Genomic DNA, 17,883 nt, shown 5'->3' on the forward strand with positions numbered 1-17,883 from the left:
AGGACCAAATTAATAATAAAATGTGTTGCTTGTCGAAATCAAGTGTGAAGTTTGAAATCCTGCTGTTTACAGTGGGATTTCTTTTTTTGTCAGAGCTAAAGGCTCAGGACTTTCCTAGAGATACCTCTTATACGGTGGCTTCCTCGTATGCGAAATATTTGAAGAGTTTTCCTGAAATTACTATGGCCAGGGCCATTGCTGGTGAGGTGATAAAGGAGCAAAAAGATTTGGTCTATCGAGACCTGGGGAGTAGGCAGTTACATGTAGATGTTTTTAGTCCTAAGAAAATAAAAAAGAGGGCACCACTAGTAGTCATGGTTCATGGAGGGGGATGGATCTCTGGAGATAAATCTCACATGGAGGAACTAGCCAAAACATTGGCCGGTCGTGGATATGTAGCAGCTACCGTGGAGTACCGCTTGTCGCCGGAAATTGAATATCCAGCTGGTGTGCAAGATGTGAAATACGCCATTCGTTGGTTGAAATGTCAATCAAAAAAAATGAAAATTGATTCTAGTCGAGTAGCCGTCTTAGGGGCGTCCGCTGGAGGCCAGTTGGCAGCTTTGGTTGCGTATAGCTCTGGCGTTGAAAAATTCGAGGTAGAAGGAGGTCCTGATGCGTCGAGTAGGGTGCAGGCAGCGGTTGACATGGACGGGGTTCTGGCTTTTAATCATCCAGAATCTGAAGAAGGAACGGTTGCCGCCAAGTGGCTGGGCGGTACATATGAAGAGATTCCGGAGATTTGGGATGAAGCCTCAGCTCTTTATCATGTGTCTTCTGATGATCCCCCCACTTTATTTCTCAATAGCTCCTATCTCAGGTTTCATGCTGGGCAGGATGATGTGATCGAAAAACTCAATGGGTATGGAATAGAGAGCGAAGTACATCAGCTGGGTGACCGGACACCTCATACCTTTTGGTTGTTTGACCCTTGGTTTGAACCCACTGCTGATTATATCTCTGATTTTTTGGATGGCATTTTTAAAGAGTAAGACTACCGGATAAATAAGGGCTTTGCCATCCTTTTGTTAAAATTTGTATAGTGGAGGTTCTCTGTGCTTTGCTTATTTCTTTCCATTTTTGTCTCAACAATAAACTGAAAACATGATGGATAGAAAGACTTTATACCTTGTCTTAGGGTGCATGGGCGGAATGCTCGCCTTCTCATGTGGTGACCAGCAGAAAAAAACGGAAAATTCTGAGGCCATTACTCTTAATAATCCTTCCAGCTTTGATCGTAAGGAAGTAGTGGCTATTGCTTCAGCTGATGGTGTGGAATTGCCAAAGCCAGGATTTTATAGTGACACGGATTGGAAAGTAGAGGCGCAGGATCAAAATGCGGACGGTCAGACAGATCAGCTACTAGTATATGGTCAGTGGGCTGCCAATGAAAGCAAATCGCTGGATCTATCCGCCTTGAAAGTAGATGGGATAACCAAAGCCATGACGCAGGCGGAAATCTCGGTGCAACAAGGAGGTGAATGGCAGGATAGAAAATATGTGAATGGTCAGGGTTTCAAAAATGTAGATTTTCTACGCGTACCGCAGGAGCATACAGATCATTCCTATTACATCAGATACGAAGGTCCGGGACTAGAAAGTGACAAAGTAGGTTATCGTTATTACCTGGATTGGAGAAATGCGGTGGATATTTTTGGCAAAAAGGTCAATTCAATGGTTTTGCAGCAGGTAGGTCAAGACGGTTTTGATTCTTATCACGAACCTTCGGATTGGGGTATGGATGTTTTGAAAGCTGGGAAGTCTTTAGGTGTCGGTTCTATAGGTCGTTTGATTGGCGACAGTGTGGTTCATTTTCAATTGACAGATTCTGTGACCTGCCAGGTTCAGAGCGGCTATTTGCAATCCAAAGTCACTACCAACTATTACGGTTGGGATGTGGATGGAAAGAAAATTGATTTGCAATCTGAGATGAGCATCAATGCAGGAGAGCATGCTGTGAAACATACGGTGGATCTGTCAGAAGCCACAGAAGGATTTGTCACGGGATTGGTAAAGAACTCGAAGGGAGAAAGACTGGAAGCCCTGGTAGGCTCAGGTGGATGGACATACATCGCTACTTATGGCCCACAGAGTCTTGCGGAGGATAATTTAGGAATGGCCTTGATCTATCATACCAAGGATGTAGAGGCTGTGAGAGAGGGAGGTTTTGATCACCTGATCCAATTCAAAACAAGTGAAAAACCATTTAGCTACTATCTGTTGGGAGCCTGGGAGCAGGAGCCAAATGGTATCAAAGATAAGGCATCATTTAAAGCGTATCTGGATCAAAAGGTAGCTCAGCTGAATGAGCCAATTCAGATCTCAAATTAAAAAATTGATTAATAATAGTTTTTAGAGTTTACCCTCCGTGTCCAACGGAGGGTTTTTTATGATCGACATATGACCAACTACCTAAATCAAATAAGTGGAGCAATATTTATTGTTTTCATTTCAATCTGCAGTGCAGATGTTAATGCCCAGGAGTTGAAGGGCGAGCAACTAGCAGAAGCTATCTTATATCGCTACCAGCCCCATATCAATACGATGACCAACAAAGGTTGGGATCATTCTAATAGTATCGTTCTACATGCAATGGAGAAGTTGTATGCGCAGAACCACAAGGTTGAATACTTGGATTACATTCAACGTTTCGTCGATGAATTTGTAAAACCGGATGGAACGCTGGTAGAGATGCATACCGAGTTAGATGGGATTCATCCTGCGGTGCTTTGTTTGTTTTTGTATCAGGAGACAGGTGAGGAAAAGTATAAAGTAGCCGCTAAGAATATGAGGGATTTTCCATTGGGTGAGGAGGGAAGTCCAAGTGTGTTTCAGCAAACCCCAGAAGGTGGGTTTTGGCACAAAAACAATGACCATTACAATCAGGTAATGACTGTGGATGGTGTTTATATGGCCAATCCATTTTTGGTCAAATATGGAATGATGTTCAATGATTCGATAGCCATCAATACCGCTACTTTTCAAACGTTGCTAGTTTCGTCTCATACCTGGAACTTGGAAAGCCATTTACCCTATCATGGCTGGGACTCTTCACATGAGAAGTCCTGGGCCAACCCGATTACGGGTACATCCAGTGAGGTATGGAGTAGATGTGTTGGCTGGTATATCATGGCATTAGTAGATATGCTTGCTGAATTGCCAGAAACACATCAGGATTATGCTGATCTACTGTATCTTTATCAACAGTTAGCAGTTGGAGTGAAAGACAATCAAATGTCAGATGGACTTTGGTGTCAGATGGTCAATCGGCCAGAGGCCAAGGGGAATTACCCGGAGACCAGTGGGTCTGGAATGATCATATATGGGCTGCAAAAAGGTGTCGACAAGGGATGGTTAGACCCAAGCTATCAGCAAGTGGCAGACAGGGCCTGGGGAGCTTTACAAAATTATCTGGTAAGCTATAAAGATGGCTACTTGCAAGTAACATCCTTCAATCCAGGTATGGGAATCAAAGATAATCAGGAGGAATACCTAAAGGTAAGACCAACGGTTTGTCCTTCTGATGAAAAAAAGCAACATCCGCATGGCTACTGTGCTGTGCTGATGGCAGCAAGTGAAATGGAATACTAAACTACAAACATGATGAGGCAATTATTGATATTAGTTTTGATGATTTTAGCATTTGGTAGCCAGGCTCAAAATTTAACTCCTGAAAGTAGCATAGACGAATGCGTCAATGAACTGAATATGGATAGCACCAAAACGACTAAAAGTGGTTATCAGTATTGGTTTATTGGCAAGGAAGATTTGGATGGTCGTACGATCAAAATGAGCGTGGTAGGGCCAGGGAAATCCACTCATGCTCCTCATCAGCATGTGGAGGATGAGTTCTTTTATATTCTGGAAGGAAAAGCAGAGTTCTACCTCAATGGCGAAACTCGCATCGCCGGTCCCAATACCAGTTTGTATTGTCCCTCTATGTCCATGCATGGTTTGAAGAATGTCGGTCAGCAGGAACTAAAATATCTGGTGCTGAAAAAGTACCAGATGCAAGAATGAAAATCGGAGTTTTTGACTCCCAATAATGATTCGCATAACTATTCAAAATATTGATTTTTGATACAAGTGTCTGTTTGATATAGTTGATCAAATTTCTATTTTACGAGAGAATGAATAACCAACAATATGTCAGGGTTTAGTAAAATCAACTACAAGGGAAAGGAGATCATTTATCTCGACTATAGAGGGGCAAGTGAGGAGCAGATGATCGAATATCTATGTGCTGCCGAAGAGACGATATTAGAGGAACAAAAGCCTTTTATGACACTGACCAACATCTATGATGCTTATGCTACTAAGGGGTATTTGAGTCGCGCGCAGGAACTCGGTCGAAAAACACAACATTTGAGTATAGCGGGGGCGATCGTAGGAGTGACGGGCGGAAAATTGGTGTTGCTTAAAGTTTTCAATCGTATGTTTGCCAAAGGAGAGGGGCTTAAGCCCTTTGATACAGAAGAGGAGGCATTGGATTATTTGGTAAGCCAATGCAGCTAGTGCAGAATATAATTGGGGTCAACCAACATGAACAAAACGGTATTAATTCTTGGAGCCAATTCTGATGTGGCCAAGCAGGCCATATTGCAGTATTTGGACAAAGGCTTTCACGTGATTGCGGCTTCACGTAGTACAGAGCAAATCTCACAATTTCTCAGTGATCATTCCGTGAACCTGGATAATATAGAGGTGCTATCTTTCGATGCAGTGGATTTCCAGAGCCATCAAACCTTTTATGATGGATTGTCTCGAAAACCCAATGTCGTAGTTTATGCTGCGGGGTATTTGGTGGATAATTTGCAGGCACTACAAGACTGGGAAGGAACTTATCAGATGATGAATGTGCACTATGCTGGAGCTGTATCAATCATCAATATCATCGTGTCGGATAAGGAAAATAAAGGGCTTGAACGAATCGTTGGCCTCTCTTCTTTGTCAGGAGTGAGAGGGAGGAAAAGCAACTTTATCTATGGAAGCACCAAGTCTGCTTTTACGCAATATCTGGCAGGAATGAGACAGCATTTGGCTGACAGGGGAGTCAAAGTCAACGTGATCGTAGCGGGCTATATCCGTAGTAAAATGACGGATGGTCTTGATCTCGAGGAGTCATTAATGCTAGAGCCTTCTTTTATCGCATCCTCTGTGGTCAATGTGGGGAATTCCTTTATCATCGTTCCAGGATTTAAGTGGAAATTGATCTATCACATCTTACGTGTACTCCCGGAGTTTTTGGTAGCTAAGCTACCTTGATTTTGAGATGTTTTGATAGAAACGCCCCACAGAAGACTCTATGGGACATGTTTTTAATTGGTTTTTATAATCTAAACAGTTGCGCATGTATTTGATTTGCATTTTCCCTTTTTTACAACAGGAAGATTGCGAGAACTACATACGCCCGTTTCCGGCAATTTTAATTCTACTCTTTGAGCACTTTCAAACTCACCATGTAAATGAGCAATGATGGAGCGCACTTGCTCGTAACCAGTGGTCATCAGGAAGGTAGGCGCCCGGCCATAGCTTTTCATCCCCACCACATAAAAGTCCTTTTCAGGTTGCCTTAACTCTGCCTCTCCATGTGGCCTGACTGTGCCACAACTGTGGATATTAGGATCGATCAGCGGACCCAATTTCGGGACACTCTCCAAAGCTGGATCAATCTCAAGTCTAATTTCCCTGAGAAAGTCAAAATCTGGACGAGAACCAGTATTGCCAATGATTTGATCTATACCATTCAGCTCAAAATATTCTCCCTCTTTTTGGCCTTTAATTGTCAATTGATCAGAGGTTTTTTCAATTTGATGAATGTGCACTGGCGTGTGAATTTCAATCGCACCTGAGTTTACCAATTCTTCAATTTGGATACCCAGGGCGCCTCTTGCTTTGAATTGGTCTGCTTCCTTTCCACCGTAAATGCTAGCAAGATTTTCTTTCCTCAGCAGCCAATGAATCCTGGTTTTTGGATGGTCGACCTTTAATTCGTTAAGCGCTAAAATACTTCCGATGGCAGAGTGCCCCCCACCTACAACCAATGTGCTTTTGTCAGCATATTTGAGTGAGTCTTTTTCAAGAATATCAGGCATGCCATATTCGATTTGTATCCGATTTTCTATTTCCCCTAGGGCAAATACTCCTCCTGAACCCAGCGGGTTTGGATTTTGCCAGGTTCCAGATGCATCTATTACAGCCTTGGCTTCATAGCTGTTGAAGCAGCCGTTTTCTTCTACTTGAATCAAAAAGGGTGATTCTTCTCGACCTTTGTCCTTCATTTTGTCAATTCCTTTTCTCCCTACTGATCTTACAGTAGTATTGAGATGTATGTTTTCCTGGATGCCTTTGAGCTTGTAAAGGGGAAGGAGATAATCGGAGATCAGTTCGTGACCAAAAGGAATGTAGGTCTTGTCTGGAATTTTATTGCCTGCCAACTTGAGCAAGGTTTCTGCAGATTGGTCGAGATTGTACTCCCAGGGTGAGAAGAGCCTGACGTGTCCCCATTCATTTACATTAGAGGCGATCTGTTCGCCGCTTTCAAATAGTACAAAAGGTTTTTCTCTTAGTGCCAACTGGGCTGCAGCTGCCAGTCCTATGGGACCCCCTCCTATGATGGCAATGGGTAGTTCTTGATTGTTCATTTGGATGTCTTTTAAATTAAATCACAACCAAGACTGAGGGGGAGTCAAAAAGACGCGAAATTTTTTAAATATTTTTCTTTTTTGCTTCCTGAAGGGGAGTGCAACTCGATTTGATTTCGATCGAAATAGGCCGGCCATCACTGTCTGTTTCCATTTGACTACAGTCGATGATCTTTTCTTTTAACAATACTCGGGCTCTTTGTATTCTGCTTTTGGTGGCAGTTAGGCTTAGGTTTATTCGTTGAGCTACCTCAGTTTGTTTGATTCCTTCTATGTCCGAGAGCAGGAGAGGAGTAGCATATTTTTCTGGCAGTAATTCTAACAGAGGTTTGATCAAGGTTTCTATTTCCAAATAGGCATTGGTTTCCTCGGTCTCCATGCTATCTTTTAATTCATCCACATATCTGTTCTCAGCTTTCCAGTGATCTATCACCGTATTGTGGGCGATCTGAAACATCCATGATCGTATGTTTTTGATTTCTGTTCCTGAACAACAGGAGTTGTAGATTTTCATCAATACCTCATGAGACAGGTCATTGGCACTGTCCTCATTCTTTACCTTTTTCAAAATATAACTTTTGATCGCACTTTTGTAGGCTTCCCAAATGGATGCGACTTCCGTATATTTTTCAATTTTCTTCATGACTCAGATAGCTGCAAAGTTAGTGCTTTGAGGTCAATATTTGGGCTCTTCAGGGTTGGCTCAATTGTATAATGAGGATACAATTGATTACCGCTTGTTTGATGCCAAATCTTAGGGTATAAAAATAGCCAGCTTATTCGCTGGCTTCTTTTTTAAGATCTCTAAGGTTCATTTGAACTAACTCAAACCCCGGTGAGACGTTGAGCGCTTCCATGAAAAGTTCTTGTGCTTTTTGCTTATCCCCGTTTTGCTTGGCTATCAAACCTTGAAGATTGAGCACCGCCGCACGCATGGGTACTTGCTGAGCAGTTTTATCAGCTTTGTTGAATTGTAGTTGGATTTCGTCAACATCCTTTCTTTGAAGTAGCAACTCTACTGAAGTCTTGGCTTCCTTCAATCTTTTTAGTTGGAACTGTAGAAAGGCCATTTGATACAGGGTATTGGTATTATTGTTTTTAAGAAATAGTGTTTCGTAGTTATCCAATGCCTTTGCATATACACCTAAGTTTTGGAATGAAACGGCAGCTATTTCTAGTGCTGTTTGGTTATCAGGGTTGATTTTTAGATTTTCCTGTGCTACCAAAGCGGCAGAAGGAAATTGGTTCATGGAATAGTAGGCTATAGCCAAAGAATCCAAAATCGCAGGTTGGTTGCCTGTATACATCAGCATCTCGTAAAGTGCCATGCGCGAAACGGCTGGGTCGTTGAACTGATTGGCGAGTTGATAGATGCTGTAGTATTTATTGAGTTGCATTTGACCATAAGACATAGAGTCTGGCTGTGGAGTGCTTTGCTCCTGAGCAAAACCAAGTGCTGAACTGAATACAAATGCTGCGATTGCTATTATTTTTTTCATCATTGTCTTTATTATCAGAGGCGGCAATATAGCAGGAATCTTTAAGTTCCCTTTTAGAGAAAATGTGAAAAAAGGTTAAATCCTTGTGCTGAGGGAGGATAAGTGATAAGCTAAGCGGATTTCACTCCTTTATCTTTGGCGATTTTGTACATCAGTTTTAGAGCTGCCTGTTTCTCATTAGGAATGATGCCTTCTAGTATGGCCTCTTTGATTTCGTTTTTGATTTCACCGACTACTCGTGAAGGGTCCAAACTAAAAGTCTCCATGATTTCTTCTCCACTCACCGGAGGTTGGAAGTTTCTCAGTTGGTCTTTTTCCTCTATGTCCTTGAGCTTTTGCTCCACCAAAATAAAATTCTGTAGATAGCGCTTGACTTTATTTGGGTTTTTGGTCGTGATGTCTGCTTTGCAGAGGGTCATTAGATCTTCTATGTCATCTCCCGCCTCGAAGAGTAATCTGCGAATAGCAGAATCGGTGATCTCCTTTTTGACCAAAGCTATGGGGCGGAGGTGTAGCTTAACCAGTTTTTGGACATATTTCATGCGGTCATTGAGTGGTAGTTTCAATTTTTTGAAAATACCAGGAGTCATCCGTGCCCCTCTGTCCTCATGGCCATGGAAGGTCCATCCAGCCTTAGGGTGAAAACGTTTAGTCGGAGGCTTGGCTATGTCGTGTAGAATGGCAGCCCACCTTAGGTATAGATCATCGGTGTTTTCTGAGATGTTGTCCAGCACCTGCAGGGTGTGGAAGAAGTTGTCCTTGTGAGATTTGCCGTTTCGCGTTTCTACGCCATGCAAGGCCACCATCTCCGGAAAGATATGTTGCAAAAGACCGGATTGAAACAGGAGGTTGAAACCATAACTAGGTTTCTCCGAGAGGATGATTTTGTTTAGTTCTACTATGATCCGCTCTTTGGAAACGATTTTGATACGGTCGGCCTGATTGATGATGGCATCAAAGGTGTCTGGCTCGATATCGAACTTGAGCTGTGCTGCAAATCGAATCGCACGCATCATTCGCAAGGGGTCGTCTGAGAAAGTGATCGAAGGTTCCAGAGGAGTCCGGATCATCTTCTTTTTCAAATCCTTCACTCCATCAAAAGGGTCTACCAGTTGACCAAAGTTTTCCTCGTTGAGGTGAATCGCCAAAGCGTTGATTGTGAAATCTCTACGGTTTTGATCATCCTCCAGGGTACCATTTTCAACTGAGGGCTTTCTGGATTCTTTTCGGTAGGATTCTTTTCTGGCGCCTACGAATTCAAGTTCATGGTCTTCGTATTTGACCATGGCGGTACCAAAATTTTTGTAGGTAGCCACTTTTTTGGTTTGCAGTTTTTTGGCACTGCTTTTGGCTAGCTCGATTCCGCTGCCCACGCATACGAAATCAATGTCTTTGGAAGGTCGTTTGAGTAAAATGTCGCGCACAAAGCCTCCAATCACATAAGTTTCCACTCCCAGCTCATTGGCTGCCGAAGAAACGTGATCAAATATGTTTTTGGGAACTAAATATTCTGTTAAATCCAAGCCGTAAAATTTTGTCAAAATTAATTTTAAAAATTTAATTCGCAGGTAACATACCTGCCCAATCTTTGATTTAACTTCAAGCCCTCAAAAATGAGTAAAAATGATAAAAAGTAGATTGATTCTATTCCTGTCTCTGCTGTGCAGTACAACAGCTTTTAGTCAAAAAAATCAAATTGAAAAGCCCAAGTTGATGGTCGGCATTATCGTCGATCAGATGCGTGCTGAGTACCTCTATAGGTTCTATGATTACTATGGAGAGGGGGGCTTTAAGCGCCTGATGAATCAAGGTTATGAATTCAAAAATGCGCACTTCAACTATGTGCCGACCAAAACCGGGCCTGGACACGCTTCGGTATACACTGGTACCACTCCTCGTGTACATGGCATCATTGCCAATGATTGGTACAACAAGAAATCCAAGGAATTCTTATACTGCGTAGAGGATCAAAGTGCGAACAGTATAGGGGGATCAGCGGAGAACGGGAAGATTTCTCCTGTCAATTTACTATCAACAACCATTACGGACGAGTTGACCTTATTTTATCAAGACAGATCCAAAATCATAGGGATGTCTATCAAGGATCGTGGAGCCGTTTTGCCAGCAGGCCATCACCCGGATGCTGCCTATTGGTACGATGATGAAACAGGGGAGTTCATGACCAGTGATTATTACAAAGAAGATTTGCCTAAATGGGTCAAGCAATTCAATAAGCAGAAACTAGTTGAAAAATACATGTCAGGTAAGTGGGAAACGCTGTACCCGATAGAGGAATATGTGGAATCAGCTGAGGATGATAGAGAGATGGAAAGAGACTTAATAAAAGGACAGCCGTCTGTTTTTCCTTACGACCTTACTTCCTCTGATAAACCTTACGACCTGATTAAAACAACTCCATGGGGAAACACCATACTGGCAGATTTTGCCAAGGCGAGTATTGATGGAGAAAATCTGGGGCAGGATGAAATCACTGATTTTCTAGCGGTGAGTTTTTCTTCAACAGATTATGCAGGTCATGATTTTGGTCCTTATTCTAAGGAGGTTCAGGACATGTATGTCCGTTTGGACAGAGAGTTGGAGTCATTCTTCAACACTCTGGATGAAAAAGTAGGCAAGGGTCAGTGGTCGGTGTTTTTATCGGCTGATCATGCGGTGGCTGCTATTCCTGTTTGGATGAAGCAGCAGGATATGCCTGCCGACTATTGGAACAAGAAGAAGCTAGAAATGCATTTGAATGAAACCTTGAAAACAAAGTGGAAAGTAGAAGGTCTAGTGGAAAGTGTTAGTAATGATCAAATTTTTCTAAACCATGATTTGATCAAGGAGCGCGGATTGGTCTTAAAGGAAATCAAGGCTGATGTAATGCCCATTTTGAAGCAAACACCAGGGATCAAGGCTGTTTATGATGCAGATGAGATTGGTAATTACTGGGGGGGTGATTATGATTTGGCTATGCTTTCAGCAGGTTTTAATCAATTGCGTTCTGGAGATATCCTTTTCACTATTCAATCGGGATGGTTAAGCACCTATGGCAAAGAAAACAAAGGAACCACACACGGAACGCACTATACATACGACACCCATGTGCCGATGCTTTTTTATGGCTGGGGGATCAAGCCAGGGAAATCCTACCGCTACCATTCGATCACTGATATTGCACCGACCATTTCGATGCTCCTGAATATCGGCATCCCTAGTGGGGCTACAGGGCAGCCACTCTACGAAATTTTTGAGTAGCCTATATCTTCAGATCTTTTCATTGCGTATGTTTGAATATGCTGGAAGAAAAGCTGGAAAATAGGAATATAAAACCAACAAGTATGCGCTTGTTGGTTTTGCGACAATTGATAGAATCTGGGACGGCCATGAGTCTGAAAGATCTGGAAGCCCGTTTTGATCGTGCAGATCGTGCGACACTTTTCAGGACACTCAAGACCTTTGAAGAAAAGAAATTGATACACGGTATCGATGATGGTACAGGTGCCGTCAAATATGCTATATGTGAGGAGGGCTGTGAATGTCAGCCTGTAGATCAGCACGTTCATTTTCATTGTAGCGCTTGTGGAGAGACTTATTGCTTTACCCAGTCCAAAATCCCTTCTGTGAATATTCCTGTGGGTTTCAAAGCATCAGGAGCCAGCATGGTATATAAGGGACTTTGTGCCAACTGCTCCTAGAATCTCAAAGCCTCAAAATTCAAGATTGCAATTAGGTTGCATCCGATTTGTATTACCTTAGCCATGTGAAAATTCTGGTGGGCATATACGCTTTATTTATTCTGAGTCTGTCTATGACAACTTGCAGTGATCAGGTAGCGTCTGAACAGGAGGTTGCCATTACAGAACATGCAGCTGATGAAGGACATAGCCATGGGGAGTCAGATGACTGCTCTCCGTTCTGCATATGTCATTGTTGTCACAGCCATACCGTTTTTCATTCCATACATTATTCCACTGGTATTGGGTTAGAACCAATAGTTGAATTGCAATCCAACTACCGTACTCTCTTATCTGATCTTCGAGTGAATGCCATATGGCATCCACCCCAATATTCTTAAATCCTTTCTTTTGCATTTCTAGTGTATCAGTAGCAAATACTGATGGGAAAAATGCTTTATAACGAATCAATAACCATTGACTCAAATGGCGTGGTTGCGTGCGAATTACGTCCAAAAAAATATCAAATAACTATGATCAATCAGATAATAGCATTTTCGATCAAAAACAAAATGATCGTAGGGCTACTGACTATTGCCCTGATTGCGGGAGGGCTGTATAGTATGACCCAGGTGCCTGTAGATGCTGTGCCAGATATCACAAATAATCAGGTGCAAGTGATGACTCAGGCTCCCAATTTAGGTACTGAGGATATCGAACAGTTTGTGACCTATCCAGTGGAATTAGCGATGGCCAATTTGCCGGGAGTACAGGAGATTCGCTCCGTTTCTCGTTTTGGCCTTTCACTGGTGACTATCGTCTTCGATGACGAAATGGGTACCTACCTACCTCGGCAATTGGTAGCCGAAAAACTCTCAAAGGTAAAGGAGGAAATTCCGGCAGGATTTGGGGAGCCTGAAATGGGCCCAATTTCTACAGGTCTTGGCGAAATCTATCAATATGTGCTGGAAGTGGACCCCAAGTTCAAAAGTGAATACAGCCCAACAGAGCTTCGCACCATTCAGGATTGGATCGTTCGTCGACAAATGGCTATGGTGCCTGGAGTCGTAGAGGTCAATAGTTTTGGCGGGAGTATCAAACAATACGAGGTGGCAGTCAATCCAGATGAGTTGAATGCGATGGGGCTCACTATTATGGATATTTTCGAGGCGTTAGAGAGAAACAATCAAAACACGGGAGGAGCCTATATCGAAAAGGATCATTATGCCAATTTTATCAGAGGAGAAGGGCTGGCTCGAGAACTTAAGGATATCGAAAATATTCTGGTGACCCGAAAAGGAGGTGTTCCGATTACGGTCAAGGATGTGGCTCAAGTGCGCTTTGGGGAGGCGGTGCGTTATGGAGTGGTAACTAAGGATGGCGAAGGAGAAGCCGTCGGAGGGATGATACTCATGCTAAAGGGATCAAATTCTGACAAAGTAATCTCCGCTGTAAAAGACCGCGTGGAGGAAATTCAAAAGTCGCTACCAAAAGGAGTTCAAATCGTGCCCTTTTTGGATCGGAGTAAGCTGATCGCCAATACGACCTCAACTGTCAGTGAAAACCTGATTCTTGGAGCCTTGATCGTCATCTTTGTTTTGGTGTTCTTGTTGGGTAATTGGCGTGGAGGTTTGATTGTCGCCACTACGATTCCTCTTTCACTGCTGTTTGCATTTATCATGATGCATGCCTTTGATGTCTGGGCCAACCTGATGAGCCTGGGAGCGATAGACTTTGGAATCATTGTGGATGGCGCAGTGATCATTGTGGAAGGAACCGTTTTCTTTCTAAGCGAAAAGGTGCTGAAAAAACAAAAGATCACGGGCGAATTGAGAGCTAAGATGGCTTATGAATCTTCTTCGAAAATGATGAATGCGGCTTTCTTTGGTCAATTGATTATTCTGATTGTTTTTATCCCTCTTCTGGCCTTAGAAGGAGTCGAAGGCAAAATGTTTAAGCCGATGGCGTTGACATTTATGTTTGCGATGATAGGAGTGATGATTTTGTGCCTGACTTATGTGCCGATGATGTCTGCCTGGTTTCTGAGAGTGGGAGATGCTAAAAAAACCTCGTGGGGAGATCGACTGGTTGGTCGTTTGGAGTCGGTTTATGATTATTTGCTTCAAAAAGCATTGGGATTGACTGGATGGATTTTAGGTGGAGCGTTACTGTTATTTGCTTTGGCCATTTTCACATTTACCCGAATGGGAGGGGAGTTTATTCCTAAATTGGACGAAGGAGACATTGCCTTTCATATCATACTAAGGCCAGGTAGTTCTCTGACTGAAGGAAAGAAAATTTCCACAGAAGTAGAGAAAAAGCTGTTGAGTAAATTTCCTGAGATAGACCATGTCATCTCCAGATATGGAGTAGCGGATGTGCCGACTGATCCCATGCCCATGGATGTTGCGGATTGCTTTGTGATTTTGAAACCTACCGATACCTGGACATCCGCAGAGACAAAAGCCGAGCTGATCGAATTGATCAAAGCTGAAGTAGATCAGATGGTAGGAATCAATTACGAATTTACTCAGCCCATAGAGATGCGTTTCAATGAGTTGATTACCGGAGTGAGAGAAGATGTGGCTATCAAGCTCTTTGGAGAGGATTTAGAAATACTGGCAGTAAAAGTGGAAGAAATTGGGAAGCTGGTGTCGGGCATTGAGGGAGTGGCAGACCTAAAGGTGGAAGCCACCAGTGGCTTGCCTCAGATGACAGTGAAATACGATCGTCGCAAACTGGCTCAGTATGGGCTTCATATTGATGAGTTGAATGTATTGATCGAATCGGCTTTTGCTGGAGGAAAGGCGGGTGTGATTTTCGAAGGAGAAAAGCGCTTCGATCTGGTTGTTCGATTAGACCGGCAACATCGTCAAAGCATAGATGACCTTAGAAAAATCTACGTGCCTATGCCGAACGGGGCTCAGGTACCGCTGAAGGAGGTAGCCAGTATCAGTTATCAATCTGGGCCGATGCAGATCGGTCGTGACAATACTCAACGCAGAACCTATGTGGGTATCAATGTTAGAGGTAGAGATGTGAAATCTGTGGTGGAGGACATCAAGGAGCGCCTGGAGGCCGATTTTGAACTGCCTCCAGGGTACTATATCCGCTATGGTGGCGCTTTCGAAAATCTAGAGCGAGCGAGCAAGAGACTAGAAATCGTTGTGCCAATAGCTCTGGGACTCATCTTTGTGATCATCTTTTTTGCCTTAAAGTCCCTGTCTCAGACCTTTATGATTTTTATGGCTATTCCATTAGCAGCGGTAGGCGGAGTATTTACTCTTTGGCTCAGAGATATGCCATTTAGTATTTCCGCAGGTGTTGGTTTCATTGTACTATTTGGGGTAGCGGTGCTCAATGGTCTAGTGCTGATCAATGGCTGGAATGAATTGAAAGAAGAGGGGCTTGAGAATCTCAATGAGCGAATCCGATTAGGAGCAAAAAGAAGAATTCGACCCATCCTGCTCACTGCATTGACAGATGTGTTGGGATTTCTACCGATGGCGATATCGTCCTCTGCTGGGGCGGAAGTTCAGCGTCCACTTGCTACTGTAGTGATCGGTGGTATGATCACTGCTACGCTATTGACACTTTTTGTATTGCCTTTACTGTACAGGTGGTCCGAAACGACAAAATTTCAATTTTCTATTCCGAAAAAGGCGATGGCAGTTCTGGCCATTCTGATTGTTTCTGTGTCTGGACTAAAAGCCCAGGAGCTACCCATCACTCTTGAAGATGCATTGGATAGGGCCAATAGAGAATATCCAAAGATCAAGGCGGCACAACTGGAGATCAAAAAGCAAGAAGCCGGTAAGAAGAGTGCCTGGCAGTTGGGAAATACCAATATTTTCACAGCTGGAGAGGAAATCAATGATGGTCAGGGTGTTTATACCACGATTGGCATTCAACAGCAGAATATTGATGTTTTTGGTGTGGCTTCTAAAATGAAACTCCAGAAGGAGCGAGTGGCATTGGCAGGTGCTGCATTGGATTTGTCACGATTGGAGTTGGCGTATCAGCTGAAATCGAGTTATGGTAAGTTGTTTGCCGCACAAAAGCAGATGCAATTGTACGAGACGATTGATTCGGCTTTTCAGGAATTCGAAAGAGCTGCCAAACTAAGGTACGAGACGGAAGAAACATCTTATTTAGCCTATTTGGCAGCAGTCAATCAATCGAAGAAGATTCGCATCGAGAAGGAACAAAAGGCATATGACTATCAGATGGCCTTGCAGCAATTCAATCAATGGATGGTTAGTGATACGCTTTTTTTAGTATCTCCATTGGTTCCTGAGGAATGGGATCAACCGATCGAGTCTAGTTTGGATTCGCTTGCGGCGCATCCGGTATTGCAGCTTCGCGATCAGCAGAGTGCCTTGGCTGCTCAACAATGGAATACCGCCAAAGCTGGATTTTTACCCAAACTGAATTTGCAATATGGCTTTCAGGAGATTGAAGGTCAGGGAGGGTTTTATCAATATCAAGCGGGTGTTTCTATTCCCTTATTCTTTATGAATCAACAGGGGAAGGTTCAGTCCGCTCAGCTCAATTATCATCAATCTCAAGAGAATATAAGTCAAGCACGTCTGGAGATGAAATCGGCTTATTTGACTGCCTTGTCTTCCTATCAAAAATGGAAATCGTCGTGGCAATATTATGAAACCGAGGCTTTGCACTTGGCTGGGGAACAACGTGCCGCAGCATTGAAGGCCTATCAGATGGGCACGATCGATTATGTAACCTTTTTGCAAAACACGAAGGATGCCATGCAAATCGAAATCAATGCCTGGGATGCTTTTGAGCAATATCTCAACAGCCGTTTCAAACTGGAATATTTTATCAATCAATAGTCTCAGAATATCATCATGAAAATTTATAGATACTTACTCATTGTTTTAATTTCATCGGCTGGGGTGCTGCCTTCCTGTCAACCTCAATCGCACGATCATGGACACTCGGGTCACGAAGGAGCTCATCATGAAGAATCGGAGGAAGGTAAAGTACACTTCAGTATGCAGCAATTTGCCGCGCTTGGCATGAGAGTAGATACAGTGACTCAACGAAATATGGCCAGTTATGTAGAGGCCAATGGGCAGTTGGAAGTGCCCCCACAAAACGAAGCGGCAGTTACCGCAATAATAGGGGCCAATGTGGCCTCCATCAAAGTGATCGAAGGAGATGAAGTAAAGAAGGGGCAGGTGCTGGCCTATCTAAGTCACCCTAATCTGATTCAACTCCAGACAGATTACATCCAATCCTGGAACCAATTGCAGTATCTGGAGCAAGATTACAAAAGACAGGAAAAGCTGTATGAAGAAAAAGTGGGTGCAGGGAAAGAGTTTCAGAAAACGAAAGCGGATTTTCTATCTACCAAAGCAGCTACACAAGGGTTGGAGTCACAATTGAAGCTGCTAGGGCTAAACATACATACTGTGCAGTCTGGGAAGATCTATTCTAAGGTTCCAGTTTATAGTCCGATCTCTGGCTATGTTCGATTGGTAGAGGTGAAGACGGGACAGTACGTCCAGCCTCAAACTGAGATGTTTGAGCTAGTGAATGTAGAGCATATCCATGCTGATCTAATGGTTTTCGAAAGAGATGTGCATAAAGTGAGCAAAGGGCAGAAGGTGCACTTTAGTACTGAGTCTCTTCCTGATATAGAATTGGTGGCTAACATATATGCAGTAGGCAAGGCCTTCGAGCAAAACCCAAAAGCCATTCATATTCATGCCGAGATTGAGAATAAGGTAGGGCAGTTGATCCCTGGTATGTACGTGAATGGACGAATTATTACAGGCGAGAAGATGAGAATGTCTTTGCCTAATGAGGCAGTAGTAAGAGATGGGGATCGGTATTACGTTTTTGCGGCAGAAGAAATGCAGGAGGAATGGGAGTTTGTCCCTAAAGAGGTTGTACGCAAGGAACAGGATGGAATGTGGACGGCAGTCGAATTTGTGCAGCAGATCGAGTCCAATCAAAAAGTAGCATGGAACAACGCTTATTATTTATTGGCAGAACTGAAAAAATCTGAGGCGGGGCATGATCACTAATGTGGTCATG

15 protein-coding genes are annotated in these 17,883 nt (G+C 43.2%); 11 read left to right on the top strand and 4 right to left on the bottom strand.

Annotated features, from left to right (window positions below):
- Positions 1-29 precede the first annotated feature (29 nt).
- From N7U62_RS01930 to N7U62_RS01955, 6 genes are all read left to right on the top strand, one after another.
- Entirely contained in the window at positions 30-992 is a 963-nt protein-coding gene (locus N7U62_RS01930; protein ID WP_264136189.1) for an alpha/beta hydrolase, read from the top strand.
- A 115-nt stretch (positions 993-1,107) separates the two neighbouring features.
- Positions 1,108-2,331, top strand: coding sequence for a DUF4861 family protein (locus N7U62_RS01935; protein ID WP_264136190.1), 1,224 nt, complete (start codon positions 1,108-1,110; stop codon positions 2,329-2,331).
- A 69-nt stretch (positions 2,332-2,400) separates the two neighbouring features.
- Entirely contained in the window at positions 2,401-3,591 is a 1,191-nt protein-coding gene (locus N7U62_RS01940; RefSeq protein WP_264136191.1) for a glycoside hydrolase family 88/105 protein, read from the top strand.
- Between the two features lie 39 nt (positions 3,592-3,630).
- Positions 3,631-4,020 (top strand): cupin domain-containing protein, encoded by a 390-nt coding sequence (locus N7U62_RS01945; RefSeq protein ID WP_264136192.1) that lies wholly within the window; start codon positions 3,631-3,633, stop codon positions 4,018-4,020.
- 126 nt (positions 4,021-4,146) lie between these two features.
- The gene (locus N7U62_RS01950) at positions 4,147-4,515 is read left to right on the top strand and encodes a hypothetical protein (RefSeq protein ID WP_264136193.1); all 369 of its coding nucleotides are present in this window, start codon (positions 4,147-4,149) and stop codon (positions 4,513-4,515) included.
- 27 nt (positions 4,516-4,542) lie between these two features.
- A complete protein-coding gene (locus tag N7U62_RS01955) occupies positions 4,543-5,265 on the top strand; it encodes an SDR family NAD(P)-dependent oxidoreductase (protein WP_264136194.1) in 723 nt (240 codons plus the stop codon).
- Positions 5,266-5,336: 71 nt separating this feature from the next.
- Here the strand turns inward: N7U62_RS01955 and N7U62_RS01960 are convergent, their stop codons facing one another.
- The 4 genes from N7U62_RS01960 to N7U62_RS01975 form a co-directional block, all read right to left on the bottom strand.
- Positions 5,337-6,644 carry an NAD(P)-binding domain-containing protein gene (locus tag N7U62_RS01960; RefSeq protein WP_264136195.1) on the bottom strand — a complete coding sequence of 436 codons (1,308 nt, stop codon included), beginning with the start codon at positions 6,642-6,644 and terminating at the stop codon, positions 5,337-5,339.
- Between the two features lie 64 nt (positions 6,645-6,708).
- Positions 6,709-7,287 (bottom strand): sigma-70 family RNA polymerase sigma factor, encoded by a 579-nt coding sequence (locus tag N7U62_RS01965; protein ID WP_264136196.1) that lies wholly within the window; start codon positions 7,285-7,287, stop codon positions 6,709-6,711.
- Between the two features lie 133 nt (positions 7,288-7,420).
- Complete coding sequence (locus N7U62_RS01970) at positions 7,421-8,146, bottom strand: tetratricopeptide repeat protein (RefSeq protein WP_264136197.1); 726 nt, start codon at positions 8,144-8,146, stop codon at positions 7,421-7,423.
- Positions 8,147-8,253: 107 nt separating this feature from the next.
- Entirely contained in the window at positions 8,254-9,666 is a 1,413-nt protein-coding gene (locus tag N7U62_RS01975; protein ID WP_264136198.1) for a CCA tRNA nucleotidyltransferase, read from the bottom strand.
- Between the two features lie 100 nt (positions 9,667-9,766).
- Here N7U62_RS01975 and pafA point away from each other — a divergent pair, with 100 nt between their 5' ends.
- The 5 genes from pafA (at position 9,767) to N7U62_RS02000 (ending at position 17,873) form a co-directional block, all read left to right on the top strand.
- Entirely contained in the window at positions 9,767-11,401 is a 1,635-nt protein-coding gene (pafA, locus tag N7U62_RS01980; RefSeq protein ID WP_264136199.1) for an alkaline phosphatase PafA, read from the top strand.
- A gap of 38 nt (positions 11,402-11,439) precedes the next feature.
- The gene (locus tag N7U62_RS01985; protein WP_264136200.1) at positions 11,440-11,841 is read left to right on the top strand and encodes a Fur family transcriptional regulator; all 402 of its coding nucleotides are present in this window, start codon (positions 11,440-11,442) and stop codon (positions 11,839-11,841) included.
- 113 nt (positions 11,842-11,954) lie between these two features.
- Positions 11,955-12,221: a DUF6660 family protein gene (locus tag N7U62_RS23195; RefSeq protein WP_404818009.1), complete on the top strand. Its 267-nt coding sequence runs from the start codon at positions 11,955-11,957 to the stop codon at positions 12,219-12,221.
- Between the two features lie 132 nt (positions 12,222-12,353).
- Complete coding sequence (locus N7U62_RS01995; RefSeq protein WP_264136202.1) at positions 12,354-16,673, top strand: CusA/CzcA family heavy metal efflux RND transporter; 4,320 nt, start codon at positions 12,354-12,356, stop codon at positions 16,671-16,673.
- Positions 16,674-16,688: 15 nt separating this feature from the next.
- Positions 16,689-17,873 carry an efflux RND transporter periplasmic adaptor subunit gene (locus tag N7U62_RS02000; RefSeq protein WP_264136203.1) on the top strand — a complete coding sequence of 395 codons (1,185 nt, stop codon included), beginning with the start codon at positions 16,689-16,691 and terminating at the stop codon, positions 17,871-17,873.
- Positions 17,874-17,883: the final 10 nt, after the last annotated feature.

Origin of the sequence: Reichenbachiella ulvae (assembly GCF_025833875.1) — a bacterium.
Lineage (GTDB): Bacteria > Bacteroidota > Bacteroidia > Cytophagales > Cyclobacteriaceae > Reichenbachiella > Reichenbachiella ulvae.